General features: G+C 66.2%; 24 protein-coding genes and 1 tRNA gene. 13 read left to right on the forward strand and 12 right to left on the reverse strand.

The window, feature by feature from the left end:
• Positions 1 to 61: 61 nt before the first annotated feature.
• Both fahA and hmgA read right to left on the reverse strand, forming a co-directional pair.
• Positions 62 to 1,381 carry a fumarylacetoacetase gene (fahA, locus tag HV798_RS03080; RefSeq protein WP_175191390.1) on the reverse strand — a complete coding sequence of 440 codons (1,320 nt, stop codon included), beginning with the start codon at positions 1,379 to 1,381 and terminating at the stop codon, positions 62 to 64.
• Between the two features lie 116 nt (positions 1,382 to 1,497).
• Positions 1,498 to 2,796, reverse strand: a complete 1,299-nt coding sequence (gene hmgA, locus HV798_RS03085) for a homogentisate 1,2-dioxygenase (RefSeq protein ID WP_175191389.1) — start codon at positions 2,794 to 2,796, stop codon at positions 1,498 to 1,500.
• Between the two features lie 165 nt (positions 2,797 to 2,961).
• Between hmgA and HV798_RS03090 the strand changes: the two genes are divergently transcribed.
• Entirely contained in the window at positions 2,962 to 3,879 is a 918-nt protein-coding gene (locus HV798_RS03090) for a LysR family transcriptional regulator (RefSeq protein WP_175191388.1), read from the forward strand.
• Here HV798_RS03090 and HV798_RS03095 read toward each other — a convergent pair.
• The 4 genes from HV798_RS03095 to mutM form a co-directional block, all read right to left on the reverse strand.
• The gene (locus HV798_RS03095; protein WP_025139435.1) at positions 3,845 to 4,063 is read right to left on the reverse strand and encodes a DUF2783 domain-containing protein; all 219 of its coding nucleotides are present in this window, start codon (positions 4,061 to 4,063) and stop codon (positions 3,845 to 3,847) included. The genes HV798_RS03090 and HV798_RS03095 overlap by 35 nt on opposite strands.
• 16 nt (positions 4,064 to 4,079) lie before the next feature.
• On the reverse strand, positions 4,080 to 5,759 hold the full coding sequence (locus HV798_RS03100) for an FAD-dependent oxidoreductase (RefSeq protein WP_175191387.1): 1,680 nt from the start codon (positions 5,757 to 5,759) through the stop codon (positions 4,080 to 4,082).
• Positions 5,760 to 5,915: 156 nt separating this feature from the next.
• Positions 5,916 to 6,869, reverse strand: coding sequence for an MBL fold metallo-hydrolase (locus HV798_RS03105; protein ID WP_025139437.1), 954 nt, complete (start codon positions 6,867 to 6,869; stop codon positions 5,916 to 5,918).
• Positions 6,870 to 7,150: 281 nt separating this feature from the next.
• Positions 7,151 to 7,978, reverse strand: a complete 828-nt coding sequence (mutM, locus tag HV798_RS03110; protein WP_025139438.1) for a bifunctional DNA-formamidopyrimidine glycosylase/DNA-(apurinic or apyrimidinic site) lyase — start codon at positions 7,976 to 7,978, stop codon at positions 7,151 to 7,153.
• On the opposite strand from mutM, the gene HV798_RS03115 reads away from it, so the two are divergent.
• Positions 7,977 to 9,863: a tetratricopeptide repeat protein gene (locus tag HV798_RS03115; RefSeq protein WP_025139439.1), complete on the forward strand. Its 1,887-nt coding sequence runs from the start codon at positions 7,977 to 7,979 to the stop codon at positions 9,861 to 9,863. The genes mutM and HV798_RS03115 overlap by 2 nt on opposite strands.
• Entirely contained in the window at positions 9,860 to 10,462 is a 603-nt protein-coding gene (lolB, locus tag HV798_RS03120) for a lipoprotein insertase outer membrane protein LolB (RefSeq protein ID WP_025139440.1), read from the forward strand. The genes HV798_RS03115 and lolB overlap by 4 nt, the downstream gene beginning before the upstream one ends.
• 85 nt (positions 10,463 to 10,547) lie before the next feature.
• Here lolB and HV798_RS03125 read toward each other — a convergent pair whose 3' ends face one another.
• Positions 10,548 to 10,757, reverse strand: coding sequence for a hypothetical protein (locus tag HV798_RS03125; protein WP_175191123.1), 210 nt, complete (start codon positions 10,755 to 10,757; stop codon positions 10,548 to 10,550).
• On the opposite strand from HV798_RS03125, the gene HV798_RS03130 reads away from it, so the two are divergent.
• The 8 genes from HV798_RS03130 to ychF all read left to right on the forward strand — a co-directional run bounded on the left by HV798_RS03130 (position 10,714) and on the right by ychF (position 17,920).
• Complete coding sequence (locus HV798_RS03130; RefSeq protein ID WP_175191386.1) at positions 10,714 to 12,312, forward strand: methyl-accepting chemotaxis protein; 1,599 nt, start codon at positions 10,714 to 10,716, stop codon at positions 12,310 to 12,312. The genes HV798_RS03125 and HV798_RS03130 overlap by 44 nt on opposite strands.
• A gap of 59 nt (positions 12,313 to 12,371) precedes the next feature.
• Positions 12,372 to 13,289 (forward strand): 4-(cytidine 5'-diphospho)-2-C-methyl-D-erythritol kinase, encoded by a 918-nt coding sequence (ispE, locus tag HV798_RS03135; RefSeq protein WP_175191385.1) that lies wholly within the window; start codon positions 12,372 to 12,374, stop codon positions 13,287 to 13,289.
• 1 nt (position 13,290) lies between these two features.
• Positions 13,291 to 13,367: transfer RNA gene (locus HV798_RS03140), tRNA-Gln, on the forward strand.
• 132 nt (positions 13,368 to 13,499) lie between these two features.
• Complete coding sequence (locus HV798_RS03145; protein ID WP_006227587.1) at positions 13,500 to 14,450, forward strand: ribose-phosphate pyrophosphokinase; 951 nt, start codon at positions 13,500 to 13,502, stop codon at positions 14,448 to 14,450.
• A 147-nt stretch (positions 14,451 to 14,597) separates the two neighbouring features.
• Positions 14,598 to 15,215: a 50S ribosomal protein L25/general stress protein Ctc gene (locus HV798_RS03150; protein WP_175191384.1), complete on the forward strand. Its 618-nt coding sequence runs from the start codon at positions 14,598 to 14,600 to the stop codon at positions 15,213 to 15,215.
• 96 nt (positions 15,216 to 15,311) lie between these two features.
• Positions 15,312 to 15,908 carry an aminoacyl-tRNA hydrolase gene (pth, locus tag HV798_RS03155; protein ID WP_025139444.1) on the forward strand — a complete coding sequence of 199 codons (597 nt, stop codon included), beginning with the start codon at positions 15,312 to 15,314 and terminating at the stop codon, positions 15,906 to 15,908.
• Positions 15,908 to 16,687, forward strand: coding sequence for a CPBP family glutamic-type intramembrane protease (locus HV798_RS03160; RefSeq protein ID WP_175191383.1), 780 nt, complete (start codon positions 15,908 to 15,910; stop codon positions 16,685 to 16,687). Before pth ends, HV798_RS03160 begins: the two co-directional genes overlap by 1 nt.
• A 141-nt stretch (positions 16,688 to 16,828) precedes the next feature.
• Positions 16,829 to 17,920: a redox-regulated ATPase YchF gene (gene ychF / locus HV798_RS03165; protein WP_025139446.1), complete on the forward strand. Its 1,092-nt coding sequence runs from the start codon at positions 16,829 to 16,831 to the stop codon at positions 17,918 to 17,920.
• Positions 17,921 to 18,140: 220 nt separating this feature from the next.
• On the opposite strand, the gene HV798_RS03170 is transcribed toward ychF, so the two are convergent.
• The gene (locus HV798_RS03170) at positions 18,141 to 18,584 is read right to left on the reverse strand and encodes a MarR family winged helix-turn-helix transcriptional regulator (protein ID WP_175191382.1); all 444 of its coding nucleotides are present in this window, start codon (positions 18,582 to 18,584) and stop codon (positions 18,141 to 18,143) included.
• A gap of 3 nt (positions 18,585 to 18,587) precedes the next feature.
• The gene (locus HV798_RS03175; RefSeq protein WP_175191381.1) at positions 18,588 to 20,186 is read right to left on the reverse strand and encodes an MDR family MFS transporter; all 1,599 of its coding nucleotides are present in this window, start codon (positions 20,184 to 20,186) and stop codon (positions 18,588 to 18,590) included.
• 334 nt (positions 20,187 to 20,520) lie between these two features.
• Here HV798_RS03175 and HV798_RS03180 point away from each other — a divergent pair, with 334 nt between their 5' ends.
• Both HV798_RS03180 and HV798_RS03185 read left to right on the forward strand, forming a co-directional pair.
• Positions 20,521 to 23,016, forward strand: a complete 2,496-nt coding sequence (locus tag HV798_RS03180) for an AsmA family protein (protein WP_175191380.1) — start codon at positions 20,521 to 20,523, stop codon at positions 23,014 to 23,016.
• The gene (locus HV798_RS03185) at positions 23,013 to 23,396 is read left to right on the forward strand and encodes an MOSC N-terminal beta barrel domain-containing protein (protein ID WP_175191379.1); all 384 of its coding nucleotides are present in this window, start codon (positions 23,013 to 23,015) and stop codon (positions 23,394 to 23,396) included. Before HV798_RS03180 ends, HV798_RS03185 begins: the two co-directional genes overlap by 4 nt.
• A gap of 63 nt (positions 23,397 to 23,459) precedes the next feature.
• On the opposite strand, the gene HV798_RS03190 is transcribed toward HV798_RS03185, so the two are convergent.
• The 3 genes from HV798_RS03190 to coaD form a co-directional block, all read right to left on the reverse strand.
• Positions 23,460 to 24,683 (reverse strand): benzoate/H(+) symporter BenE family transporter, encoded by a 1,224-nt coding sequence (locus HV798_RS03190; protein WP_175191378.1) that lies wholly within the window; start codon positions 24,681 to 24,683, stop codon positions 23,460 to 23,462.
• Complete coding sequence (locus HV798_RS03195; RefSeq protein ID WP_006385941.1) at positions 24,680 to 24,931, reverse strand: YfhL family 4Fe-4S dicluster ferredoxin; 252 nt, start codon at positions 24,929 to 24,931, stop codon at positions 24,680 to 24,682. The genes HV798_RS03190 and HV798_RS03195 overlap by 4 nt, the downstream gene beginning before the upstream one ends.
• A 183-nt stretch (positions 24,932 to 25,114) precedes the next feature.
• The gene (gene coaD / locus HV798_RS03200) at positions 25,115 to 25,618 is read right to left on the reverse strand and encodes a pantetheine-phosphate adenylyltransferase (RefSeq protein ID WP_006385942.1); all 504 of its coding nucleotides are present in this window, start codon (positions 25,616 to 25,618) and stop codon (positions 25,115 to 25,117) included.
• Positions 25,619 to 25,629: the final 11 nt, after the last annotated feature.

Consider the following 25,629-nt stretch of genomic DNA (forward strand, 5'->3'; position numbering starts at 1 on the left):
TGCCACCGCCGCGAGGGGCGACCTACGAAGCACAAACAAACGCCAGCACGATCCAAATACCCTAAACCCGAGCCGGCAACACAGTCCCAGACGCTTCACCAAAGCCAATCCGAGGATACCCAGCCTTCACACACTCAGCCCGCATAATCACCTGATCCCCATCTTGCAGGAACGTCCGCTTCTCCCCCCAAGGCAGATCAAATGCAGTCTTCCCGCCATTGCTCAGTTCCAGCAGCGAACCCGCTTCCGCCGCCTGCGGACCCGATAGCGTCCCCGTACCCAGCATGTCGCCCGGTTGCAGATTGCAGCCGTTGACCGTGTGGTGCGTGATCAGTTGGGCGATGTTCCAGTAGGCGTCGCGGAAATTGCTGCGCGAGAGTTTGGCCGGGGGCAGCTTTTCGGTGCGCGACTTTTCTGTCGTCAGCAGCACTTCCATCTGCACATCGTAGGCGCCCTTCGCGCGGTTTGCGTCCGAGGCCAGGTAGGGCATCGGTTGCGGTTCCGACGGGCCGCGGTTCCATTGTGTGCGGAACGGTTCCAGCGCTTCCATCGTCACGATCCACGGCGAGATCGTCGATGCGAAATTCTTCGACAGGAACGGGCCTAGCGGTTGGTATTCCCAGGCCTGGATGTCGCGAGCCGACCAGTCGTTCAGGATGCACAGGCCGAACACGTGCGCGTCGGCGTCCGCCAGCGTGATGCGTTCGCCTTGCGCGTTGCCCGTGCCCACGAAAATGCCCAGTTCCAGTTCATAGTCCAGGCGCGCGCAGGGGCCGAACTGCGGGTTTTCGCCTTCGTTTGCCGGGCGCGTCTGGCCCACCGGGCGCGGGAACTTCTGGTCCACCCCGATGCTCGAGGCGCGGCCGTGGTAGCCGATCGGCACCCACTTGTAGTTCGGCAGCAGCGGATTGTCCGGGCGGAATTGCTTGCCCACCGCCGTTGCGTGGTGCACCGAAATATAGAAGTCCGTGTAGTCGCCGATGCGGGCAGGCGTCGTGTACTCGGCGTCTGCCTGCGCCACCAGCAGCGGTTCCACCACCGTGCGCAGCGCCGCGCCTTCGCGCAGCGCGCGTGACAGTGCCAGGCGCAGCGCGCTCCAGTGGGTGTGGCCCAGCGCCATCAGCGCGTTCAGGCCGTCGCCCTGGCAGGCGGCCAGCGCTTCGGAGGCGGCGCCTTCGAACGGTTGCTTGGCGGCCAGCGCCGCCAGGTCCACGATCTGGTCGCCGATCGCCACGCCGGGGCGGAAGCCCTCTTGCGAGCCCTTGCGGCGGAACGCGGCGTACGGCAGGTTCTGTACCGGAAAATCGGACGTGCCCGTGTTCGCGCTGGCCACCCAGCTCTTGAGGGACGGGTCGTGGGTTTCGTTGATCGTCGTGGTCATGGAGTGTCTCGTTCAGTGTGTTTGTAAGGGGCCGGCAGGCGCCGGGAAAATCCAAAGCCAAACGGCGATGCGCTTGCGCGCATCGCCGTGGGCGGGCGTGAAATCGGTCTGTCCGGTCACGCCTTGCTGGGATCGAAGTGCTTCTTGATGTCCTGCCAGCACCGGTAATAGTCGCCCTGCAATTCTACCGACGCCAATGCCTGCGCGGTCGGGCGGATCACGCGGCGCGTCTCGAACATGAACGCCATCGTGTCGCGGATGTAGTGCGCCGTGCTGGTGTCGGCGCGCGATGCCTTCTCGAACGTTTCCGCATCCGGGCCGTGGCCGCTCATGCAGTTGTGCAGGCTGGCGCCGCCGGGGGCGAAACCTTCGGCCTTGGCGTCGTACACGCCCTGGATCAGGCCCATGAATTCGCTGGCCACGTTGCGGTGGAACCAGGGCGGACGGAACGTGTTTTCCATCGCCAGGATGCGCGGCGGGAAGATCGCGAAATCCATGTTCGCCGTGCCCGGGGTGTCGGACGGCGCCGTCAGCACCGTGAAGATCGACGGGTCCGGATGGTCGAAGCTGATCGAGCCGATCGTGTTGAAGTGGCGCAGGTCGTACTTGTACGGCGCGTGCGTGCCGTGCCAGGCCACCACGTCCAGCGGTGAATGGCCGATGGCGGCGCGCCAGAAGCCGCCCGTGAACTTGGCGATCAGTTCGAAATCGCCTTCCACGTCTTCATACCAGGCCACCGGCGTCTTGAAATCGCGGGCATTGGCCAGGCAGTTCGAGCCGATCGGGCCCAGTTCCGGCAGGCGCAGCGCGGCGCCGAAGTTCTCCAGCATGTAGCCGCGCGCCGTGTCGTCCAGTAGTTGCACGGCAAAGCGCACGCCGCGCGGGATCACGGCGATTTCCAGCGGCTCCAGGTCGATCAGGCCCAGCTCGGTGGCCAGGCGCAGGCGGCCTTGCTGCGGCACCAGCAGCAGCTCGCCGTCGGCGTTGTAGAAGTAGCGGCCCTTCATGCTGCGATTGGCCGCGTACAGGTGGATGCCGACGCCGCCCTGCTCGTCGGGGCCGCCGTTGCCGCCCCAGGTCTTCACGCCTTCCAGGAAATCGGTGGGGGCGGTGGGGATGGGCAGCGGGCTCCAGCGCAGCTGGTTGGGCGTGACCGGGCCTTCGCCAAACGTGCTTTGCCAGCCCGCGGCGCCGCCGAACGGTTCAAACGGCTTGTGCTGGGCGCCGGGGTGGATGCGGTACAGCCACGAGCGGCGGTTCTCGCTGCGCGGCGCGGTGAAGGCGGTGCCGGACAGTTGCTCGGCGTACAGGCCGTAGGGGCATTGCTGGGGCGAATTGCGGCCCAGCGGCAGCGCGCCGGGCAGGGCTTCGGTGGCACAGTCGTTGCCGAAGCCGGTCTGGTATTGCAGTTCCATGAAATCCTCCTGGGTGGCGCGCGGTGCGTGGCCGCGCGGTCTTGGTTCTGGGGCCTGGGGCAGCGCTTGCTCCAGGCCGATACGCCATTGTCGGAAAAAACCCCCGCTGCGGCTACGGGAATGCAAAAATAGCGACTATAAATTTTGTGAATAGTAGGGGGCCACATGGCCGAGCTGCGCGACGTAGACCTGAACCTCTTGATCCTGTTCCAGCATCTGCTCGAAGACCGCAACCTGTCCGCCGTGGCGCGACGGCTGGACTTGTCGCAGCCCGCCGTCAGCAATGCCTTGCGGCGGTTGCGGCTGGCCTTTGGCGACGAACTGTTCGTGCGCACCGCCCAGGGCATGTTGCCCACCCCGCGGGCGCAGCGCCTGGCCGGACCAGTCAGCGAGGCGCTGGCGATGCTGACGCAGGCGTTGCAGGACCAGGATGCCTTTGACGCGTCCACCAGCACGCGGCGTTTTCGCGTGGCCATGACCGACGTGGGCGAGATTCACTTCATGCCGCGCCTCATGGAAGTGTGCGTGCAGGTGGCGCCGCAGGTGCGCATTGATTCGGTGCGGGTGCAAGGGCCGGACCTGCCGCGCGAAATGGAGGCGGGCCGCGTCGACCTGGCGATCGGCGCATTCGACGAGATGGGGGCGGGCACGCTGCAGCGCATGCTGTTCCGGCAGGGCTACGCCACGCTGTTTCGCCAGGCGCATCCCACGGCGCATGCCGGCATGGGGCTGAAGGCGTTTCGAGCCGAACGCCACCTGATCGTGTCGCGCGCCGCGCCCTACGGCCAGGTGAACCAGTCGATGGAGCGCGCCGGCCTGGTGCTGGCCGAACACTTCAGCGTGCCGCATTTCTCGGCCGTGCCGTATATCGTCAGTGCGACCGACCTGCTGGCCACGGTGCCCGAAAAGCTGGCCGCCAGCGCGGCGCCGCCCTTTGGCCTGCGCATCATGACGCCGCCGGTGAAGGTGCCGGCGCTGCAGACCAATATGTACTGGCAGCGCCGCTACGACCGCGACGGCGGCAACCAATGGCTGCGCGCCTTGATCGTCAATGCGTTTGCGGTGGGGTCGCCTGCGGGGTGACCGAGGCGCGCGCCTGCGCCAGGGCTTCGCGCAGCACGGCCATGTCGCCCAGGTGGTTGGCCAGCAGCAGGATAAGTGCGGCGTTCATTTCCTGGCTTTGCTCGTTGCTCAGGTCGCGGTGCGCGTCGATCAGCGCTTCATAGAAGTCGTCCGGCGCGGCCAGGTTGTTCTCGGTGATCAGCATGGATAGTCCTTCGGATTCAGGCGCGGCCGGTGGCGCGTTGGATGGCCGAGGCCACGGCGTCGGGCGCAAAGGCGCGCCAGCGCGCGCTGATGTGCTGGTCGGGGCGGATCAGGTAGGCGGTGCCGGGGCGGGCGTCGTAGCGCTGGGCCAGCAGGCCTTCGCTGTCGACCACCTGCGCCAGGTCGGCGGGCCACGCCGAGGTGTCGCAGTGGGCGCCAGCCACCAGCACCGGCGTGACCGGCACGGCCGCCAGGCGCAGCGCCTGCAGGGCTTGCAGCGTGTCGGGCGCAGGCGGTTGGTCGCCGCAGAACAGCGCCAGCGTGAAGCTGCCGGTCAGGCGCGACAGCCACCAGTCGATACCGCCCGGGCCCCGTACCGGGGCGTCCAGCGCCACGGCGCCCGGCCGCATGCGGCCGGCAAACGCGTCCGTGTCGGGCGTGTTCAGCGGCGAGTCGGCGTAGGTGGCGGGCAAGGACAGCCGGCCGCTGTTGACCAGTGACCGCGCGAACGGATGGTGGCGCGCCAGGTTCAGCACGGCATTGCGGAAGCTGCGGCTGATGTCGCTCTTGGGGGTGATGAAATCGGTGGCGCGCGACGAGTTCAGGATGTTCTCGTCGGCGGCATGCTCGCGTTCGGCGGCGTAGCTGTCCACCAGCGATTCGGGCGCCTGGCCGGCCAGCACCAGCTTCAGCTTCCAGGCCAGGTTTTCGGCATCCTGCACGCCGCTGTTGGCCCCGCGCGCGCCGAACGGCGATACGCGATGGGCCGAGTCGCCCGCGAACAGCACGCGGCCATGGCGGAACGTGTCCATGCGTTCACAGGCAAAGGTGTACACGCTGACCCATTCCAGCTCGAACTGCGCGTCGGGGCCAAGCAGGGCGCGGATGCGCGGCAGCACGTTCTCGGGCTTGACGGCTTCGACGGGGTCGGCGTTCCAGCCCAGCTGGAAGTCGATGCGCCAGACGTTGTCGGGCTGCATGTGCAGCAGCACCGACTGGTTGGGGTGAAAGGGCGGGTCGAACCAGAACCAGCGTTCGGCGGGAAAGTCGGCCTTCATCTTGACGTCGGCGATCAGGAAGCGGTCGCGGAAGATGCGGCCATGGCTTTCCTGGCCGATCAGCTTGCGCACCGGGGAACGCGCGCCGTCGCACGCCACCAGCCAGTCGGCCTGCAAGGTGTAGGCGCCCTCGGGGGTGTCGATCGACAGCACCACGCCCGCGTCAGTCTGCTCGACGCCGACCACCTTGTTCTTCCAGCGCAGATCGATATTGGGCTGCTGGCGCGCCTGTTCGTACAGGTAGCCTTCGGCGTAGTACTGCTGCAGGTTGATGAAGGCGGGACGGCGATGGCCGGGTTCGGGCAAGAGGTCGAAACGCCAGACCTCCTGGTCGCGGAAGAACACCTTGCCCACGTTCCAGGACACGCCCTTGTCGGCCATGCGCTGGCCGACGCCCAGGCGATCCCAGATTTCAAGCGTGCGCTTGGAAAAGCAGATGGCGCGCGAGCCGGTGGACAGGCGGTAGTCGTCGTCCAGCACCACCACGCGCACGCCCTGGCTGGCCAGGTCCAGCGCCGTGGTCAGGCCGACCGGTCCGGCGCCCACCACCACCACCGGGTGGCGCGCGCGTGCCGCGGCCGCCTGGTCGGCGTGTTTTTCATAGGCGAACTCCATCGCCTGAAAGTCGATGTCTCCCACGGTTGTCTCCTGTGTGGGTCATTTTGTTTTTATGCTCGGCTGCGCCTTGCTGCCCACGCCGGTTGGGGCGGGGGCGGGCGAAGCCGGTTCCTGCTTGGCGTGAAACGGGTGAGGGCGGCCGCTTGTGTCGGCCTGCCCACCCCGTTCCGTTCGGGATCAGCCCTCCAGCTGGGCCCACATTTCCAGGTCGCGCTTGTCGGTCCAGATGCGCGGGTGGACGTGGCCGGAGGCTTCGTCATAGGCGCGCGACACGTCGAACGGCATGCAGTGGTCGAAGATGACCCAGTCGCTGTAGCGCGGCTTCATGAAGTCGTAGACCTCGCGGTAGATCGTCTTCAGGTCCTTGCCTTCGGCCACGCCGCGGTTCACGGCGCCATACAGGTCGGTCAGGAATGCGCGGGTGCCGGCCAGGCCCTGGCGCACTTCCGTGGCGTTCTTCAGGGCCGGGCCGCGGCCGGGCACCATCTTTTCGGCTTCAAAGCCGGACAGCGCGTCCAGCGTCGTGGGCCAATCGCGGAAGTAGGCGTCGCCGCAGTAGGGCGTGGACTGGTATTCGACCAGGTCGCCGGCGAACAGGATCTTCTGTTCGGGCAGCCAGGCAATGGTGTCGCCCTTGGTGTGGCCGCGGCCCACCTGCAGCAGCTTGACTTCCAGATTGCCCAGGTTGACGGTCATTTCGCCCTTGAAGGTCATCGTGGGCCAGACCAGGCCGGGCGGAATCGATTCGGCGTTGCGGAACAGGCGCGGGAAACGGCCGATTTCGCTGGCCTTGTCCTGCTCGCCGCGTTCGGCGATGAGGTCGTAGGTGTCGCGGCTGGCCAGGATTTCCTGGGCGTTGTAGGCCGACGCGCCGAACACGCGCACGGCGTGGTAGTGCGACAGCAGGATGTACTTGATGGGCTTGTCGGTGACTTCGCGGATGCGGCGGATGACGTCTTGCGCCATGACCGGGGTGGCCTGGGTGTCGATCACCATGACCGCCTCGTCGCCGATGATCACGCCCGTGTTGGGGTCGCCTTCGGCCGTGTAGGCATAGGCGTTGTCGGACAGTTTTTCAAACGAGACGACCTTGTCGGACAGGTCGGCGTGCGAGGCGAATTGCTTGCTCATGACTGGCTCCTTCCACTTTTATAGGAATAGGGTGTGTGGAAGGAATATAGCGTGGCATTAGTGCTTATGCAATACGTTTGCTATTGACTAATGTCCTGGCTTTTTCAGGGATTTCACCAGGGTCATGGCCCCAGCGCCCATGGCAAACCGGGCCGCAACGCGGCCCGCAGGGGAACATTCAGGGGGGAATTTTCGGGTCGCCCGAAGCTCAGACCGCCTGGCCGAGGTTCGGGCCTGGATCCGGGCCTAGTCTGGGCTTAGGTTCGGGGTTAGGCCCGGACTTAGGTCTTCTGGCACTTCGGGCAGTAATAGGTGGCGCGCTGGCCCTGGACGAAGCGCCGTATCGGGGTGCCGCAGACCTTGCAGGGCTGGCCCTCGCGTTCGTAGACCGCGGCGTGGATCTCGAAATAGGCACCGGGTTCGCCGCTGGCGCCGACGTAGTCGCGCAGTGTGCTGCCGCCCGAGGTCAGGGCGTCGGCCAGGGTGGCGCGCACCATGTCCGCCAGGCGGTCGCAGCGGGCGGCCGATAGTTTGTTGGCCGGCGTCTTGGGGTTGATGCGGGCCCGGAACAGGCTTTCAGAGGCGTAGATGTTGCCCACGCCCACGACCGCCATGCCGGCCAGCAGCACCTGCTTGACCGCGGCGCCGTGGCGCTTGAAGTGCTGGTGCAGCCAGGCGCCGTCAAAGCGCGGATCGAAGGGTTCGATGCCCAGCTTGGCCAGCAGCGGGTGGGTTTCGATGGGGCCGTCGGCGTCGGGATGCCATAGCACCGCGCCAAACCGGCGGGGGTCGTGCAGGCGCAGGACCGCCTGGTCGAAGATCCATTCGACGTGGTCGTGCTTGCGCAGGAATTCGCCCGGCGCCGTGCTGCGCAGCGAACCTGACATGCCCAGGTGCACGATCTGGGTGCCGTGGTCAAAGCGCAGCAGCAGGTATTTGCCCCGGCGGCCGCATTCCAGCACCGTTCGGCCGCTCAGCAGGGCAGGCAGGTCGGACGGGATGGGCCAGCGCATCCGGGATTCATGGACGACCAGCCGCGAGAGGGTCCGGCCGGTGATGACGGCGTCGATTCCCCGACGCGTGGTTTCAACTTCAGGCAGTTCCGGCATGAGCCAGTGTAAGATCATCAATTGCGTGTACGAAGATTGTGCCATCAACCGGACGGGCCGCGTGAAGTCGTCTTTCAAACAAATGAATATCGGGTTTGCCACGCTGGCGCTCGCGTTGGCCGCCGTCTTGGCCCCTCAGGCCCAGGCCGCCGACAGCCGGACGCGCGATGCGACCGGCCCGCGCATGGCGCCCCAGAACCGCCAACCTGAAACCGAGGTCATCCGCCTGCGTCCGGGGCAATTGCCCTACGTGTCGCTGACGGCCGACATCTTCTATCGCGTCCTGGCGTCGGAAATCGCCGCCCAGCGCGGCATGTACGGCACGGCCGCCAACACCATGGTCGGCCTGGCTCGCGATACCGGCGATCCCCGCCTGGCGCGCCGTGGCCTGGAATTCCAGCTGGCCGGCGGCAACCTGCCGGGTGCGCTGGACGCCGCCCGCGTCTGGGCCCGCCTGTCGCCCAACGACCTGGAAGCCAGCTCCACCGAACTGGCGCTGGCCGCGGCCAACGGCCAGACCAAGGGGCTGTCGCAGGCGCTGCGCAACCGCATCGACGCCTCGCGCGACAAGCCGGCCGCCATCGGCCAGGCCCTGGCCGTACTCAGCCGCCTGAACGATCGCCGCCTGGCGCTGCGCATCCTTGACGAATCCTTCAGCGACAGCGTGCGCAAGCTGCCCGCCGCGCACCTGGCGCTGGCCGACGTGGCGTCCGCGTCCGGCGACAACCAACGCGCCACCCAGGAAGCCCGCGCCGCGCTGGCCGCCGACCCCAAGTCCGAAGCCGCCGCCCAGCGCGTGCTGGAGTACGGCGCCAAGGTCGATCCCCAGCGCGCCCAGGCCGACGCCCGCGCCTATATCAGCCGCAATCCCAACGCCCGCAAGGTGCGCCTGATGCTGGCCGGCCAAATGGCCGACGCCGGCGATTACGCGGGCGCCCTGGCCGAATTGCAGGCCATGTCGCGCCGCTCGCCCGAAGACTTCGATCTGCTCTTCATGCAGGCCCAGCTGGCCTACAAGGCCGGCCAACTGCCGCAGGCCAAGGCTTTCCTGCAGCAATACCTGGACGTCCAGAACCAGCGCCAGCGCGCCATCGTGCCGGGCGCCACCGACGCGGGCGCCGCCGCCGCCGATGCCCACGTGCTGCTGTCGCGCATCGCCGAAGACCAGGGCCAGTACGACGAAGCCATCGCCGAACTCGGCCGCATCGACGACCCGTCGTTGCGGTTCTCGGCCAGCATGCGCCAGGCCGTCCTGCGGGCCAAGTCCGGCCGCGTCGACGACGCCATCAAGATGGTCGATGCCGCCTCGCCGCAAGACGAAGAAGAACGCACGCTGGGCGTCTTGACCAAGGCCCAGATCCTGCGCGATGCCGACCGCATCGGCCAGGCGGTGTCCACGCTGGAAGCCGCCGACCAGGCGCTGCCCGACACCGTCGAGATCAAGTACGAACTGGCCATGCTGTACGAGCGCCAGGACCGCCTGGCCGACCTGGAGCGCATGCTGCGCCAGGTCATCGCGCTGGATCCGGACCACGCCCACGCCTACAACGCGCTGGGCTACACGCTGGCCGACCACAACCAGCGCCTGCCCGAAGCGCTGGACCTCATCACCCAGGCGCTGGAACTCTCGCCCAACGATCCATTCATCCTGGACAGCATGGGCTGGGTCAAATTCCGCATGGGCGACCAGGTCGCGGCCGCCGATTACCTGCGCCGCGCCTACAGCGTGCGCCCGGAAGCCGACATCGCCGCCCACCTGGCCGAAGTGCTCTGGACCCAGGGCAAGCGTGACCAGGCCACCGACCTGCTGCGCGCCGCCTTGCAGAAAGACCCCAAGAACAAGACCGTGCTTGATGTGATCAAGCGCCTGGGGGTCAGCCTGTGACGGCAGTGGCTCGGCGCCTGCATGATGGCGTGACGGCATTGCGCTGGGCGCTGCTGGCCCTGCTGGCCTTTGTGCTGGCGGCCTGCACCACCACGCCCAAGCCCATCGAAGGCACGTCCGCCGATGCGTTTTCCCGCATCGGGCGCTTTGCCATCACCGTCAACGAAGAAGGCGGCAAGCAAAGCGCCGTGCAGGGCGGGTTCTCGTGGTCGGACGACGGCCGTCGTTATGTGCTTGACCTGACCAACCCGCTGGGTTCGACCGAAGCCCGCGTCGAAGGCCAGCCCGGCGCCGCCAGCCTGACCAAGGCCGATGGCACCCGCCTGGTGGCCGACAACCCCGATGCCCTGGCCGAAGACGCCCTGGGCAGCCGTATGCCGGTATCCGGCCTGCGCGACTGGCTGCGCGGCAAACTGGCCGGGCAACCCGAAGCCTCCGACGTTTCCAACGACGAACTCGGCCGCCCCGTGGCGTTCGAGCAGGGCGGCTGGCGCGCCAACCTGTCGCGCTACGACACCCTCGGTCCCCGCATGCTGGTCCTGGAACGCCAGGAACCCGGCCGCCGCATCATGGTGCGGCTGGTCGTCAACCAGCCCTGATCCTGCCGTAATCCGCCTGGCCCGACGGCCGCGCCGCCCCGGTTTCAATGCTGGGGCGCCGCGGCCGTCGGCGTTAACACGCCCGTCATTTTTCAATCGGGCAAATAAACGCGGCAAAGTCCGTTGTGTTACGGCTTGAAATATCTTGTTTAGCCTGAATAATTCTCCCGAGACCCGCGCGCGCGACCAGCCCGCGCGGCTTGCAAGACCGGCGGCCGCGGATCGCGCCGCCGATTTTTTGGAGAATGCCTATGTTCAGGAACACACGAATCGCGACGATGCTTTTGGGGATCATTGCGGTCTTTTTCACTTTCCAGCTGCTTGTCGGCGGCATGGGCTTCATCGCCCTGCGCCAGACCAATCAGGACGTCGGCCAGCTCTATCGCCTTTCTTCGCAGCAGGTCAACGCCGTCAATTCGGCGGCGCTGTCGCTGGTGGCGGCTCGCACCGACCTCAGCCGCTACGCCACCCGGGTGGCGCAGGGCAATGCCAGCGACACCACCGCGCTGCGGCTGGCACGCCAGCGCATCGCCGCGGGCGATCGTGCATTCCAGGGCTTCTCGGGCGGCCTGTCGGCCGATGAGCGGGCTGCCTCCAAGGATCTGATCGAGGCCTATGGCAACCTCAGCACCAACCTGCAGAACGTCGGCAAGGTGCTCGAGGCCGGCGACATGGACGCCTATTTCAAGCAGGGTACGCAGCAGGTGCAGGAGCTGCTGGTGTCCGAGCGCGACGCCTTCATGCGCCGCGCCGAGGAAACCGGGCAGGGCGTGATGGACGAGATTTCGCTGTTCCACAGCGTGTTCACCTACCTGCTGGGCGGCATCCTGGCGCTGGGTCTGGCGATGGCCGTCGGTGCGCACGTGCTGATCCGCCGCATGATCGTGCGCCCGCTGCTGGAAGCCGGCGAGATCTTCCGCCGCATCGCCGAAGGCGACCTGACGCGCCGCGTGGCCGATCGCGGCCGCAATGAAATCGGCGCGTTGCTGAACGCGCTGCGCGCCATGCAGGACAGCCTGGTGCGCACGGTGTCCACCGTGCGTCGCGGCGTGGACGAAATCAACGTCGGTGCGCGCGAAATCTCTTCGGGCAACACCGACCTGTCCAGCCGCACCGAAGAGCAGGCCGCCTCGCTTGAAGAAACCGCCGCCAGCATGGAAGAGCTGGCGTCCACGGTGAAGCAGAACGCCGACACCGCGCGCGAAGCCAACCGCATGGTTGCCGCGTCGGCCGCGGTGGCGCAGCGCGGCGGCGATGCCGTGTCCAGCGTGGTGGAAACCATGCGTGCCATCTCGGGCAGCTCGACCCGCATTTCCGACATCGTGGGCGTGATCGACGGCATTGCATTCCAGACCAACATCCTGGCGCTCAACGCTGCGGTGGAAGCCGCGCGTGCGGGCGAACAGGGCAAGGGCTTTGCCGTGGTCGCCAGCGAAGTGCGCACGCTGGCCCAGCGCAGCGCCGCCGCCGCCAAGGAAATCAAGCAGCTCATCGAAGATTCGGCGCAGAAGGTCGGCGTGGGGTCGACGCAGGTGGAAACCGCCGGCGCCACGATGCGCGAGATCGTGGATTCCGTGCAGCGCGTGACTAGCCTGATGGGCGAGATTTCCGCGGCCTCGGAAGAACAGGCCAGCGGCATCGACCAGGTCAATCGCGCCGTCACGCAAATGGATGGCGTGACGCAGCAGAACGCTGCCCTGGTCGAGCAGGCCGCCGCCGCGGCCGGCGCACTGGAAGAGCAGGCGCGCCAGCTGGCCAGCGCCGTGGCGGTGTTCAAGCTGCCGGAAGGTCAGGTCATCGAGGCGTCTGCCGAGCGTCTGGCTGGCCGCACCGCGCCGCAAATCGCCTGATCGGCCGTGTGCCCGCGGATCGTTAAAATCGGCGCTTGCTCCCTTTTTTCCGATCCGCCGTGACTCTCTACGACGTTCCCGCACCCGCCAAGCTGAATCTGTTCCTGCATGTGGTGGGCCGTCGCCCTGACGGCTACCACCTGCTGCAGACCGCGTTCCGCTTCATCGACCTGTGCGACACGCTGCATTTCGAGGCGCGCGCCGATGGTGTCATCAGCCGCGCCGCGGACCTGCCTGGCGTGTCCGAGGCCGACGACTTGACCCTGCGCGCCGCTCGCGCCCTGCAGCAAGCCACCGGCACGCGCCAGGGCGCGCAGATCGCGCTGGAAAAGCGTATTCCGCAAGGGGGCGGCCTGGGGGGCGGGTCCAGCGATGCGGCGACCGTGCTGATCGCGCTGAACCGGTTGTGGGGCACGGGCCTGACCCGGCGCCAGTTGATGGACCTGGCCTTGCCGCTGGGTGCCGATGTGCCGGTATTCGTGTTCGGCCAATCGGCTTTTGCCGAGGGCGTGGGCGAAAAACTGACGCCGCTGGAGCTGCCGGAGCGGGCGTATCTGGTGGCCCAGCCCGACGCGAGCGTGCCGACTGTTGGAATTTTTTCCGCACCCGATTTGACAAGAGATTCTTCTTACATCACAATAGCGGACTTTCTTGCTTCGCCTACTTTCTGCTTCGGCAGGAACGACTTGGAGCCGGTAGTCTTCCGTCTTTATCCTGAAGTTTTCAGGGCATCGCGGTGGCTTAGTGAACAGGATGCCCTGAAGTCTCGAGGAATCCCAGTTCGCATGTCGGGATCTGGTGCGTGTTTGTACGCCGAGTTTTCCGAACTTCCGGAGGCCGTTTTGGCGAAAACGGAAATTACCGCTACAATGCGCGGCGCTGTTAAAACAAACAGCACAACGCATCCACGGTTCCGGTTAGTGCAGGCTTGTCCTGGGTTGACTGAGCATCCGTTGCGGAATTGGATTGCAAGATAGTTGGGGAGTCGCCAAGCTGGTTAAGGCACCGGATTTTGATTCCGGCATGCGAAGGTTCGAATCCTTCCTCCCCAGCCAACCGAATACATAAAAAAGCTGTTGAACACGCCTGTAAGACACTGGCCCGGGTTCAGCAGCTTTTTTATTTTCCGGTCCGCAGGTTCTCGCATCATCTCGTCAGTGTCTTAAACGACCATCGCATCATCCATCATGGCAAACGATAGCTTCATGATCTTCACGGGCACGGCCAACACTCGGCTGGCCGTGGACGTAGTCAACCACCTCGATATGTCCCTGGGCAAGATGACCGTCGGTCGCTTCTCCGACGGCGAGGTGATGGTCGAAATCAACGAGAACGTGCGTGGCAAGGACGTCTTCGTCCTGCAGCCCACCTGTGCGCCTACCAATGACAACCTGATGGAAATCATGGTCATGGTCGATGCCCTGCGCCGCGCTTCGGCGGGCCGCATCACCGCCGCGATTCCCTATTTCGGCTATGCCCGCCAGGATCGTCGCCCGCGTTCGGCGCGCGTGGCCATCTCGGCCAAGGTCGTGGCCAACATGCTGCAAGTGGCTGGCGTCGACCGCGTCCTGACGATGGACCTGCACGCCGACCAGATCCAGGGCTTCTTCGACATCCCCGTGGACAACATCTACGCCGGTCCGATCTTGCTGGGCGACATCTGGCGCCGCAATTTCTCGAACCTGGTCGTGGTGTCCCCGGACATCGGCGGCGTGGTCCGTGCCCGTGCACTGGCCAAGCAGCTGGAAGCCGACCTGGCGATCATCGACAAGCGTCGTCCGCGCGCCAACGTGTCGGAAGTGATGAACATCATCGGTGAAGTCGACGGCCGCACCTGCATCATCATGGACGACATGGTCGACACCGCCGGTACGCTGTGCAAGGCGGCCCAGGCCCTGAAGGACCGCGGCGCCGGCGCCGTCTACGCCTACTGCACGCACCCCGTGCTGTCGGGCGGCGCCATCGACCGCATCGAAGCGTCGGAACTGGACGAGCTGGTCGTCACCGACACCATTCCGCTCTCCGAGCAAGGCCAGGCCAGCGGCAAGATCCGCCAGCTGTCGTGCGCTGCGCTGCTGGGCGAGACCATCCTGCGTATCTCGAACGCCGAATCGGTCAGCTCGCTGTTCGTCGACTGACGCCAGGCGTCGGTCGGGCGTTCAGCCCACCCCCGTTTTTTTGTGCCTTGCTGGTCGCGGCAAGGCACAAGCAACACGGCGCACCTGTTGTGCGCCGTGCTTTAACCGGCGAAGCCTCTTCGCTATTTTTTGTTTTTGGAGTTTTCCATGAAATTCATCGCCACTGCGCGTAGCGTCCAGGGTTCGAGTGCGAGCCGCCGCCTGCGCCGCGCGGGCCGCGTTCCCGCCATTGTCTATGGTGGTACGGCTGCCCCTCTGAACATCGAACTCGACCACAACGAGATCTACCACGCGCTGCGCAAGGAAGAATTCCACGCATCGATCCTGCAAATGCAGCTCGAAGGCGCCAAGGAAGAACAAGTTCTGCTGCGTTCGGTTCAATGGCACGCCTACAAGCCGCAAGTCCTGCACGTGGACTTCCAGCGCGTGGACGCCAACCAAGCCCTGCGCACCAAGGTGCCGCTGCACTTCGTCAACGCTGAAATCTCGCCGGCCGTGAAGCTGTCGGGCGCCATCATCAGCCACGTGACGACCGAACTGGAAATCACCTGCCTGCCGGCAGCGCTGCCCCAGTTCATCGAAGTCGACCTGACCAACATCCTGGCTGGCGCTTCGATCCACCTGGCCGACATCAAGCTGCCGATGGGCGTGACCTACGTCCCGCACGGCGCTGACGCCAACCCGCTGCTGGCTGCCGCTGTCGTCAAGGGCGGCGCTGCCGCTGACGACGCTGACGAAGCCGCTCCGGCTGCCCCGGCCGCCTAAGTCCTGCCGGAAAGCCTCGGCTTTCCTGCGGCTGGTGCCCGAAACCCTGCGTGTGCATTTGCATGCGCAGGGTTTTTTGGTTTAAACACCCCCATCATGTCTACTCCCATACGCCTCATCGTGGGATTGGGTAACCCCGGTCCCGACTACGAAACCACCCGGCACAACGCCGGCTTCTGGCTGGCCGACCACCTGGCGGACGATCTGCGCACTTCTTTTGCGCTCGAGAAATCCTTTTTCGGCATGGTCGCCAAAGCCCGCCTGGGGGCCGACAGCGTGCTGCTGCTCAAGCCCAACACCTACATGAACCGGTCCGGTCAGGCGGTGGGCGCCTTGGCGCGCTTCTACAAGCTCACGCCCGAGCACGTGCTGGTGCTGCATGACGAACTGGATCTGATGCCCGGGCAGGTCAAGCTCAAGCAGGGCGGCGGCCACGCCGGCCACAACGGCCTGAAAGACATTCAGGCCGCGCTGGGCAGCCCGAATTTCTGGCGCTTGCGCATCGGCATCGGCCATCCACGCACGCTGAATCTCGCGCAGCAGGTGGCCGACTTCGTGCTGCATCCGCCGCGCCGCGAAGAGCAAAAGGAAATCGAAGCCGTGATAGACCGCTGCCGCGCCGTGGTGCCGGCCATGCTGGCGGGTGATTTCCCGCTGGCCACGCGCCAGCTGCACAGCGGCAACGACGCCTGATGAACGCCAGCCCCGGCGCCGTGTCCGTCCGCAAACCGCGCTTTCGCACCGAGTTGGTGGATTTCTGGCGCTTCGTGCGCCGGCCGCATCCTGTGCGGCGCCTGCCCGGGCGCACCGCCGCGATCGGCTGGGTGTCGGACTGGTGGCCAGGTGTCGGCCCCGGCCGCATCCTGGCCTGGGCGGGCGTGCTGTGGCTGATCAATCTGCTTGTCCTGGGGCCGCTGGCGGTCGCTGCGGCCGGGGCGGGCGGGGTGACGCATCGGCTGGACCCGGCCAACATTCCCTGGCTGACCGCCATCATCTGGGCGCCATTGGTCGAGGAAATGCTGTTTCGCTATGGCTTGCGGCGCCCCAGGCAGGCGCTGTGGTTCTGCCCGGCGCTGCTGCCCGTGGTGCTGTACGGCCCGCGCATCTGGACCGGCCTGCTGCTGGCGGCCTTCGTGCTGCTGGCCTGCTGGGCGCTGCGCCCCAAGGCCGAACCGCTCAAAGGCTGGAACACCGCCTGGCGGCGGCATTACCTGAAGCACTTCGGCTGGGTGTTCCACCTGGTGGCGCTGACATTCGCCGCTGTGCACCTGACCAACTTCGTCTTCAAGGACACCCCGTACTGGCTGCTGCCGCTGCTGGTGCTGCCGCAGTGGGTGACCGGGCTGGTGCTGGGCTGGATTCGCGTCCGCCGCGGCATCGGCGCTGCGATCGCGCTGCACGCCACCTTCAATGCTGGCCCCATTTTGCTGATCTGGGCAGTGATGCGGTGGCTGCCCGCCGCGGCGCAGTAGCAAAGCCGCGGCGCCGGCCTGGCCGCCTGCGGGCCCCTCATGGGTCGCCGCCCCGCGCCGGCCAGACGCCCGCCGTGCCGTAACCCCTGGCGGGGTAAACTAGAACGTTAACGCTCAATACCGTACTTACACAGGATTCCCATGGCTCTGCAATGCGGCATCGTCGGCCTGCCCAACGTTGGCAAATCGACACTCTTCAATGCTCTGACCCGCGCCGGCATCGCCGCCGAGAACTACCCGTTCTGCACCATCGAGCCCAACGTGGGCGTCGTCGAGGTGCCGGATCCGCGCCTGCAGAAGCTGGCCGAGATCGTCAAGCCCGAGCGCATCCTGTCCGCCACGGTCGAATTCGTGGACATCGCTGGCCTGGTGGCCGGTGCCAGCAAGGGCGAAGGCCTGGGCAACCAGTTCCTCTCGCACATCCGCGAAACCGACGCCATCGTCAACGTGGTGCGCTGCTTCGAAGACCCCAACGTGATCCACGTGGCCGGCAAGGTCGACCCCATTGCCGACATCGAAGTCATCGAAACCGAGCTGGCCCTGGCCGACCTGCAGACCGCCGAAAAGGCCCTGCTGCGCCACCAGAAGACCGCCCGTTCCGGCGACAAGGAATCGCAACGCATCGTGGCCGTACTGGAAAAGTGCGTGGCCCAGCTGAACGAAGCCAAGCCCATTCGTGCGCTGGACCTGACCACCGAAGAGCAGGCCGACATCGCCCAGCTGTGCTTCATCACCGCCAAGCGCGCGATGTACGTGGGCAACGTGGCCGACGACGGCTTCACCAACAACCCGCTGCTGGATCGCCTGACCGAATTCGCCGCTGCCCGCAACGCGCCCGTCGTGGCCATCTGCGCCGCGATCGAATCGGAAATCGTCGACCTCGACGACGCCGACCGCCAGGCCTTCCTGTCCGACATGGGTATGGAAGAACCGGGCCTGAACCGCCTGATCCGCGCCGCTTTCAAGCTGCTGGGCCTGCAAACGTACTTCACCGCCGGCGTGAAGGAAGTGCGCGCCTGGACCGTCGCCATCGGCGCCACCGCGCCGCAAGCCGCGGGCGTGATTCACACCGATTTCGAGCGTGGCTTCATTCGGGCGCAGACCATCGCGTACGAAGACTACATCGCCTACAAGGGCGAGCAGGGCGCGAAGGAAGCGGGCAAGATGCGGGCTGAAGGCAAGGAATACATCGTGCAGGATGGCGATGTGATGAATTTCTTGTTCAACGTCTGATCGGATTCGGCGGTGTCGGGCGTTCTGTGAATGCTCGGCAGTGCACGACCTTTCGCGAAAGCCGCATGGTCATGCGGCTTTTTTGTTGGGTGAGGGTTATTCGCCGCACATCGTGCGGTGAATAGTCGTTTAATCACCGCACAAATTTCACCGCACAAATTTCACCGCACAAATTGCGGTGATTGCCGTTGGATTCCGACGCCTGGAGTCCCGCGCCTGATCAAGCGCCCTTATCCCCCGCCCCACGCACGAAATTCTCTTCCAGCACGCTCAACACCCGGTTCAGCGTATCGATATCCGCCGCCGACAACCCCTTCAACGACTCATCAAAGAACGCCGCCCGCTTAGGTAGCGCTTCGTCCACCACCGCCTGTCCTGCGGGCGTCAATCGCGCATTGGTCAGCCGGTTGTCGTTGGCATCGACCGCGCGGGAAATCCAGCCCAGTTTCTGCATGGCTTGCAGCTGACGCGTGAGGGATGCCGGGTCGAGCCGGCAGCGTTCGGCCAGGTGCTTTTGCGAGCACTGCCCGCATTCATGCAGCGCCAGCAGGATGCGCCAGCGCGGTAGCGCGTGGCCGACCTTGGCGCTGAAGGCGCTTTGCATGACGCGGTAGGTCTGGCCCATGTGCTGGATGACCTGCAGGCCTTGTTGTTGTTTGGGCAAAAGCTACTCTCCGACGCCGGCGGGCTCCGGCTTGGGAACTCGCGCCAATTGCACCAGGGGGACGCGCCGCACGCACCACAGCGCCAGCACCGCGACCGCCAGGGCAATGAGCTGCCCTTCGTGGATGGCGCCGACCAGCGCCACGCGCGCGATCTCGATCAGCGACGCTCCATCCTGGCCTTGATGGGCCAATTGTGCCAGGAACTGCGACTGCGCCACGGGATTGACCAGCATCTGCGGGTCGTCCAGCTGCGGCAGCCACTGGGCCGATGTGCCGCGCAGGGTGGATTCGACGCCGCTGAAGTAGCTGTGGTTGACCATGGTGCCGACGACGGCGGTGCCGAGCATGCCGCCGATCATGCGCAGGGATTGCAGCAGGGCCGTGGCGATGCCCAGGTGGGTGCGGCCGGCGGTCTGCTGGGCGAAGACGGTGAGGTTGGGCATGATGAAGCCCATGCCCAATCCGGCCATCATCATGTAGCCGGCGATGAGCCAGTGCGCGGTGTAGTTGTGGGTGGTGACGATGCCCAGGCAGGACGCGGCCATCAGCATGAAGCCGGCGTACAGCATGCGGTTGGGGTTGCGGATGCGGGTGATGATGCGGCCGTTGATGATGCTGCCCACGGTGATGAAGACGACCAGCGGCGTGATGAGCAGGCCGGCGTCCTGCGGCGACAGGCCGAAGCCGCCTTGCAGCAGCAGGGGCGCGTAGAACAGCATCGAATACATGGTGACGCCGACCAGCAGCGCCAGCGTGAACAGCGTGGCCAGGCCGCGGTTGCGGAACATGTCGAAGGGCAGGAGCGGGTGCGGGCAGCGGCGTTCCCACCAGAAGAGCAGGGCGAACGCGGCGGCGCTGCCGATGCCGAGCAGGGCGATGGTGAGGCTGGCGCCTTCCTTGGGCAGCAGTTCGACCAGCAGTTGCAGGCCGCCGAGTGCGGCGGCGATGAGCAGGGCGCCTTGCCAGTCCAGCCGGACCTTGCCAGCGGTGTGGTTGCGCAGGTGGGGCAAATAACGCGCCACGAAGAAGACGCCGAGGATGCCGATGGGCAGGTTGACGTAGAACACCGAGCGCCAGCCGTAGTGCTCGGTCAGGGCGCCGCCCAGCGAGGGGCCGACCGCGTTGGCGATGCCGAAGGCCGAGCTGAGCATGACCTGCCAGCGCAGCCGTACGTGGGGGTCGGGAAACAGGTCGGGGATGGAGGCGAATGCCGTGCCCACCAGCATGCCGCCGCCGATGCCCTGCAAGGCCCGCGCCAGCACCAGGGTCAGCATGCTGTCGGCGGCGCCGCACAGCACCGAGGCCAGGGTGAACAGCACGATGGCCGCGACCACGAAGGGTTTGCGGCCGTAGTAGTCGCCCAGGCGGCCGAAGATCGGCACGGTGATGACCGAGGTCAGCAGGTACGAGGTCGCCACCCAGGCATACAGTTCGAAGCCCTTGAGCTCGGCCACGATGGTGGGCAGGGCGGTGCCGACCACGGTCTGGTCGATGGCCACCATCATCATCACGAAGCACATGCCCAGCATGGCCAGCAGGGTCTGCCGGAAGGGAAGCACCTGGCCGGGCGAATAGGGGGTGCTGGGGTTGGGGGCGGGCATTGTTGGATACGTCAATGATTGATGGATCAATAATTCTAGTCCTACAATCACCCAGACAGAAAACCGTCAGTTTTCGGGTTGGCGCGCAGGCCGGCCCGATTTGTTACGATAGCGGTATCTGCACGCAGGCCATGCCCGCGTCTTCAGCCCGTCTTTCCTTGGTAGATCCCCCATTTCAGGCGACCCGGCCCCAAGCCCGGCGCACGCGGCGGCATGCCATGCAGGACGGTCAGATCAGGATGTCGGGCGGCAAGCCACGGCAAAGCGTCACTTTCGCGCCCGGCGCGGCGGGTGGCATTCAGGGATTACCAGTCGAGGGTCCGACGGGGCGGCAATGAAAACGTGGTTCAAGCGCATTCTGATAGGCCTGGTGGTGTTGGTTGTCGTGGCCGTCGTTGGCCTGGCCATCTTTTTGCTGACGTTCGACCCCAACGCGTACAAGTACAAGCTCGAAGAGCTTGTCCAGGAACGCTATCACCGCACACTGACGATCGACGGCGAAATCGAGCTGTCGCTGTTCCCGCGCATCGGCCTGTCGGTACAGGGTGTGTCCCTGTCCGAAGCCAATAGCACCGAGAACTTCGCGTCCATCGAAAGCACCCGCCTGGCGGTGGCCGTGTGGCCGCTGCTGTCGAACAGCTTCGTGGTGGACCACGTGGCCATCAGCGGTTTCAAGGCGCGGGTGGTGCGCGGCAAGGACGGCCAGTTCAATTTCAGCAATCTGGTCGGCGGCACGGCCCCGGTGGTCGCCACGCCCGCCAATCCGGCCGAGGCCATTGCCGGCGCGGCCCAGACCGCGGCGCAGGCGCTCACCAACGGCACCTCGCCGTCGGCGCGCAACAATATGCAGATCGACATTGCCGGCCTGGACCTGAAAGACGGCGAAGTGCTGCTGCAGGACGAGATGTCGGGCATGGCGGTGGCGGTCACCAAGATCAACGCCAATACCGGCCGCGTGACGTTCAACCAGCCGTTCGATGTGCGCCTGACGGCGCGCGTCGAAGGCGGCAACCCGCGCATCGACGCCAACCTGACGGGTCAGGCGCTGTTGACGCTGGACCCGTCCGCCAAGCGCTATGCGGCCCAGAAGCTGGACCTGCGCATGGACGGCAAGCTGCCCGGCGCCGAGGCCAAGAGCCTGGCCATGCGCGGCAACCTGGCGTTCAACGGCCAGAAGTCGGCGCTGGATGTGGCCGGGCTGGAACTCGTCTTCCAGGGCGACATCACCGATCCGGCCGCGCGCGCCACCGGTGTCGAGGCCAGCGTGGCGATGCCCAAGCTGTCGATCGACCCGCACAAGAGCCAATTGCAGATCGAAAAGCTGGCCGTGCGCGCCAAGGGCGGCGTGGCCGACGGCCCGTTCGAATTCGCGGTGGATGCACCGGCATTGAACATTTCGCCCACGCAGGCCACCGGCGAAGCCCTGACAGGTCGCGTGCGCATCAGCGGCCTGGACGCGACCTTCGGCCTGAACGGCATCAGCGGCAACGCGACCGAACTGGACATCAAGGAAGCCAAGCTGGACAGCACGTCCAAGAACGGCGAACGCATCGTCAAGCTGACCTTCGCCTCGCCGCTGTCGTTGAATCTGCTGCAGCGCAAGGGCGGCCTGTCCGGCCTGCGCGGCGACGTCAACATCACCGACCCGGGCCTGCCCAAGGGCAACCTGCAGATTCCCGTGATCGGCAGCCTGAATGTCGACCTGCTCAAAGACCAGGCCAGCAGCAAGATCAACGCCGTGCTGGAAGGCGGCAAGTTCGATCTCAGCGCCGACATCACCAAGCTGAGCGACGCGCCGCAGGTCAACTTCGCCCTGGCGGTCGATACGCTGGATCTGGACAAGCTGGTGCCGCCGGTTGCGGCCGCGCCTGCCAAGCCGCCCGCTGACGGCAAGAAAGACGAAAACAAGCCCGCCCAGCCGGCCCCGGCCAAGCCCGCGGACGACTCGATCAACCTGTCGGCCCTGGTCGGCCCCAGCGTGAACGGCACGCTCAAGGTCGGCAAGCTGGTGGTGCGCGGCCTGAAGGCCGACGACGTCGCCGCGGCCGTCAAGCTGGACCGCGGCAAGCTCGATATCTCCAGCCTCACGGCGGGCCTGTACGGCGGCAAGCTGGCCGGCGCCATGTCGGTGGATGCGGCCCAGGGCAACCAGCTGGCCACGAAGATGTCGCTGGCGGGCATCGCCATCGAGCCTTTGTTGATGGACCTGGCGCAGAAGAATGTGCTGTCCGGCACCGGCAGCCTGGCGCTGGACCTGAAAACCGGCGGCGCCAACGGCTACGCCATGAAGAGCAACCTGGGCGGCACGTTGCAGGTGCGCCTGCGCGATGGCGCGGTCAAGGGCATCAACCTGACGCAGACGCTGCGCGAATTGAAGGCCGCGCTCAAGCCCGAGTCGCAAGACGAGACCGTGGCGGCCGACACCAGCAAGCAGACCGAGTTCTCGGAAATGGACGCCGACCTGGCCTTCACCAAGGGCGTGGCCAGCGTGAAGCGCCTGAACGTCGTGTCGCCGCTGCTGCGCGTGACGCAGGGCGATCCGGCCACCATCGACTTTGTCAAGGAAGAGCTGGATCTGGTGGCGCGCGCCCGCGTGGTCAACCCGGCCGCCGACCCGGAAGGCAAGGAATTGATCGACCTGAAAGACGTGACCATTCCCGTGCACGTGAAGGGCCCGTTCGACAAGCCCACGTATACGTTGCTCTGGAAGGACGCCATCGGCGGCATTCTGAAGCGCAGCCTGGAAAACAAGCTGCGTGAAGCCGTGACGGGCAAGGGCAAGGGCGGCGCGGCGGTCGACAAGGCGCTCAAGGGCCTGCTCGGCAAATGAGCGAAGCCTTTCAGCCCATCGCCCAGTGCGGCCACACGGCACAGCCCGAGGCCGCCGCCTACCACCGCCAATGGCTGGTGGCCAATGATTCGGGCCAGTGGCTGAACCGCGAGCTGTGCCCGCGGCTGGCCGACGTGACGGTCGAACTGCGCCTGGGCTACCTGGTGCTGCGCGCCCCGGGCATGCTGCGCATGGATATTCCACTGGATGTCATCGAAGACGACGACAGCGTGCGCTACAGCATGAAGGTGGGCGAACAGACCATCGACGTCGTTGACGAAGGCGAGCTTGCCGCCGCCTGGATCTCGAACTTCGTGCAGGTGCCCTGCCGCATCATGAAGGTGCATCCGGACACGCCCGTGTCCGCCTGGCCGGCCTGACAGCCGGTAGCGCCGCGGGGACCCGCGCGACGCATTCCTGACTTGCCGTTTTCCGACCTGCCGTTACGGCACGGCCAGCTTGCGCTTGTACTCGAAGGCGGTGTGGGCTGCGAGGCCTGCGACCAGGCCCCAGAAGGCCGACCCGATTCCCCAGAAACTGAACCCGGACGCCGTGGCCAGCAGCGTGATGAGCGCGGCTTCGCGCCGTTGCGGATTGGCCATGGCGGCCGCCATGCCGCCCATGATGGTGCCCAGCAGCGCCAGGCCGGCCAGTGCGGCCAGCAGGGCGGCCGGCAGGGCCTGGAAGAACACGGCGACCGCGCCGGCCACGATGCTCAGTGCGAAGTAACCCACGCCATAGGTGGCGGCGGCGATGTAGCGCTTGGACGGATCGGCGTGGGCCTCGGGGCCGGTGCAGATGGCGGCGCTGATGGCGCCCAGCGTGACGCTGTGGGCGCCGAAGGGGGCTGCCAGCAGGCCCAGGAAGCCCGTGGCGGCCACCAGGCGCGAGGCCGGGGGGCGATAGCCCGCTGCTTGCAGAATGGCCAGCCCGGGCAGGTTCTGCGACGCCATGGCGACCACGAAGAGCGGAATGCCCAGGCTGATCGCGGCCTGCATGCTGAAGGCGGGCGTGGTCCAGACGAATTCGGTGAGGTGCCAGTCGAGCTGGTCGACCTGCAGCAGGCCCAGGCCGGCCGCCATGCCGACGGCCACGACCATCACCACCAGCACGGCGTAGCGCGGCGCCCAGCGGCGGCACACCAGATACGCGGCGCACATGCCCAGCACCAACGCCGGTTGCTTGCTGATGTTGGTGAAGACGCCCATGCCGAAATTGAGCAGCACGCCGGCCAGCATGGCGGCGGCGACCTCGCCGGGAATGCGGCGCAGGATGGGATCGATCCAGCCGAACAGGCCACAGGCCAGGGTCAGGGCGGCCGCCAGCACGAAGGCGCCGATGGCTTCAGGAAAGGGCACGCCGGCCAGCGCGGTGACCAGCAGCGCGGCGCCCGGGGTGGACCAGGCCATGACGATGGGCAGGCCCGTACGCAGGCTGTAGGCCGCGCCGCCGAACCCCAGCACCAGGCTGAGCGATCCGATCCAGGAACCGATGCGGGCGGCGTCCAGGCCCGCGGCATGGCCGGCCTGCACCATCAGCACGGCGGTGCCGCCAAAGCTGACCAGCACGGCGACCAGGCCGGCGGCGATGGCCGAGGCGGAAAGGTCGCGGCGGGCGTTGGGGCGGGAGTCGGGGGGATTGAAGCTGGGCTGTGCGGTGTCGCTCATGCGGCACCGGTCAGGCGGCGGTACTTGGCCATGAGTTGTTCCTGGCCTTCTTTCCATTGCGGGTGCAGCTCGATGCATTCCACCGGGCAGACCACCTTGCACTGGGGCTCGTCGTGGTGGCCGACGCATTCCGTGCAGCGGTCAGGGTCGATGACGTAGTAGTCCTCGCCCATGGAAATTGCGTCGTTCGGGCACTGGGGCTCGCAAACGTCGCAATTGATGCATTCTTCGGTGATGGTCAGAGCCATGATGGGCGGGGCAGGGGAATTCAGGCTGGGGCGCCGCCATTGTACTGCCGGCCCGGCAGGGCGCCCGGACAAGCCCCTGGCGCCGTCCTGCCATTATCCGGGGGGCATGGCCGGGCGCCAAAGTGCAAGAAGAGCGCACAGGGCGCTCTTCGGGGGGATTCGGCGGCGGGGGAGCCCGCAGGATCAGCCCGGCCAGGACTGTTCGCGGCGTTCCTTGGCTTTTTCCTGCAGCCAGCGTTCGACCGAGGGGAACACGAACTTGCTGACGTCGCCGCCCAGCTGGGCGATTTCGCGCACGATGGTGCCCGAGATGAATTGGTATTGGTCCGACGGCGTCATGAACAGGGTTTCGACGTCGGGCAGCAGGTGGCGGTTCATGCCGGCCATCTGGAATTCGTATTCGAAGTCGGACACGGCGCGCAGGCCGCGCACGATGACGCGCCCGCCCTGGTCGCGCACGAAGTCCTTGAGCAGGCCGCCGAAGCTTTGCACTTCCACGTTGGGATAGTGGCCCAGCACTTCGCGCGCGATGTCCACGCGTTCGTCGATGCTGAAGAAAGGCTTCTTGTTGCGGCTATGGGCGATACCGACCACGACTTTGTCGAAAAGCGTGGCGGCACGGCGGACCAGGTCTTCGTGGCCTCTGGTCAGCGGGTCGAAAGTGCCGGGGTAAACAGCGATGATCATGCGAGCTCCGT

It is taken from the genome of Achromobacter deleyi, from assembly GCF_902859705.1.
GTDB classification, from domain to species: Bacteria; Pseudomonadota; Gammaproteobacteria; order Burkholderiales; family Burkholderiaceae_B; genus Achromobacter; species Achromobacter deleyi.

Coding starts and splice junctions, on each gene's coding strand:
- HV798_RS03150 (WP_175191384.1), top strand. CDS start 14,598: ATGAAATTCATCGCCACTGCGCGTAGCGTCCAGGGTTCGAGTGCGAGC.
- HV798_RS03190 (WP_175191378.1), bottom strand. CDS start 24,683: ATGAGCGACACCGCACAGCCCAGCTTCAATCCCCCCGACTCCCGCCCC.
- coaD (WP_006385942.1), bottom strand. CDS start 25,618: ATGATCATCGCTGTTTACCCCGGCACTTTCGACCCGCTGACCAGAGGC.
- HV798_RS03185 (WP_175191379.1), top strand. CDS start 23,013: ATGAGCGAAGCCTTTCAGCCCATCGCCCAGTGCGGCCACACGGCACAG.
- hmgA (WP_175191389.1), bottom strand. CDS start 2,796: ATGGAACTGCAATACCAGACCGGCTTCGGCAACGACTGTGCCACCGAA.
- ychF (WP_025139446.1), top strand. CDS start 16,829: ATGGCTCTGCAATGCGGCATCGTCGGCCTGCCCAACGTTGGCAAATCG.
- HV798_RS03180 (WP_175191380.1), top strand. CDS start 20,521: ATGAAAACGTGGTTCAAGCGCATTCTGATAGGCCTGGTGGTGTTGGTT.
- mutM (WP_025139438.1), bottom strand. CDS start 7,978: ATGCCGGAACTGCCTGAAGTTGAAACCACGCGTCGGGGAATCGACGCC.
- HV798_RS03125 (WP_175191123.1), bottom strand. CDS start 10,757: ATGATCCCCAAAAGCATCGTCGCGATTCGTGTGTTCCTGAACATAGGC.
- HV798_RS03105 (WP_025139437.1), bottom strand. CDS start 6,869: ATGAGCAAGCAATTCGCCTCGCACGCCGACCTGTCCGACAAGGTCGTC.
- HV798_RS03130 (WP_175191386.1), top strand. CDS start 10,714: ATGTTCAGGAACACACGAATCGCGACGATGCTTTTGGGGATCATTGCG.
- pth (WP_025139444.1), top strand. CDS start 15,312: ATGTCTACTCCCATACGCCTCATCGTGGGATTGGGTAACCCCGGTCCC.
- HV798_RS03095 (WP_025139435.1), bottom strand. CDS start 4,063: ATGCTGATCACCGAGAACAACCTGGCCGCGCCGGACGACTTCTATGAA.
- HV798_RS03195 (WP_006385941.1), bottom strand. CDS start 24,931: ATGGCTCTGACCATCACCGAAGAATGCATCAATTGCGACGTTTGCGAG.
- HV798_RS03175 (WP_175191381.1), bottom strand. CDS start 20,186: ATGCCCGCCCCCAACCCCAGCACCCCCTATTCGCCCGGCCAGGTGCTT.
- HV798_RS03160 (WP_175191383.1), top strand. CDS start 15,908: ATGAACGCCAGCCCCGGCGCCGTGTCCGTCCGCAAACCGCGCTTTCGC.
- HV798_RS03145 (WP_006227587.1), top strand. CDS start 13,500: ATGGCAAACGATAGCTTCATGATCTTCACGGGCACGGCCAACACTCGG.
- HV798_RS03090 (WP_175191388.1), top strand. CDS start 2,962: ATGGCCGAGCTGCGCGACGTAGACCTGAACCTCTTGATCCTGTTCCAG.
- HV798_RS03115 (WP_025139439.1), top strand. CDS start 7,977: ATGAGCCAGTGTAAGATCATCAATTGCGTGTACGAAGATTGTGCCATC.
- fahA (WP_175191390.1), bottom strand. CDS start 1,381: ATGACCACGACGATCAACGAAACCCACGACCCGTCCCTCAAGAGCTGG.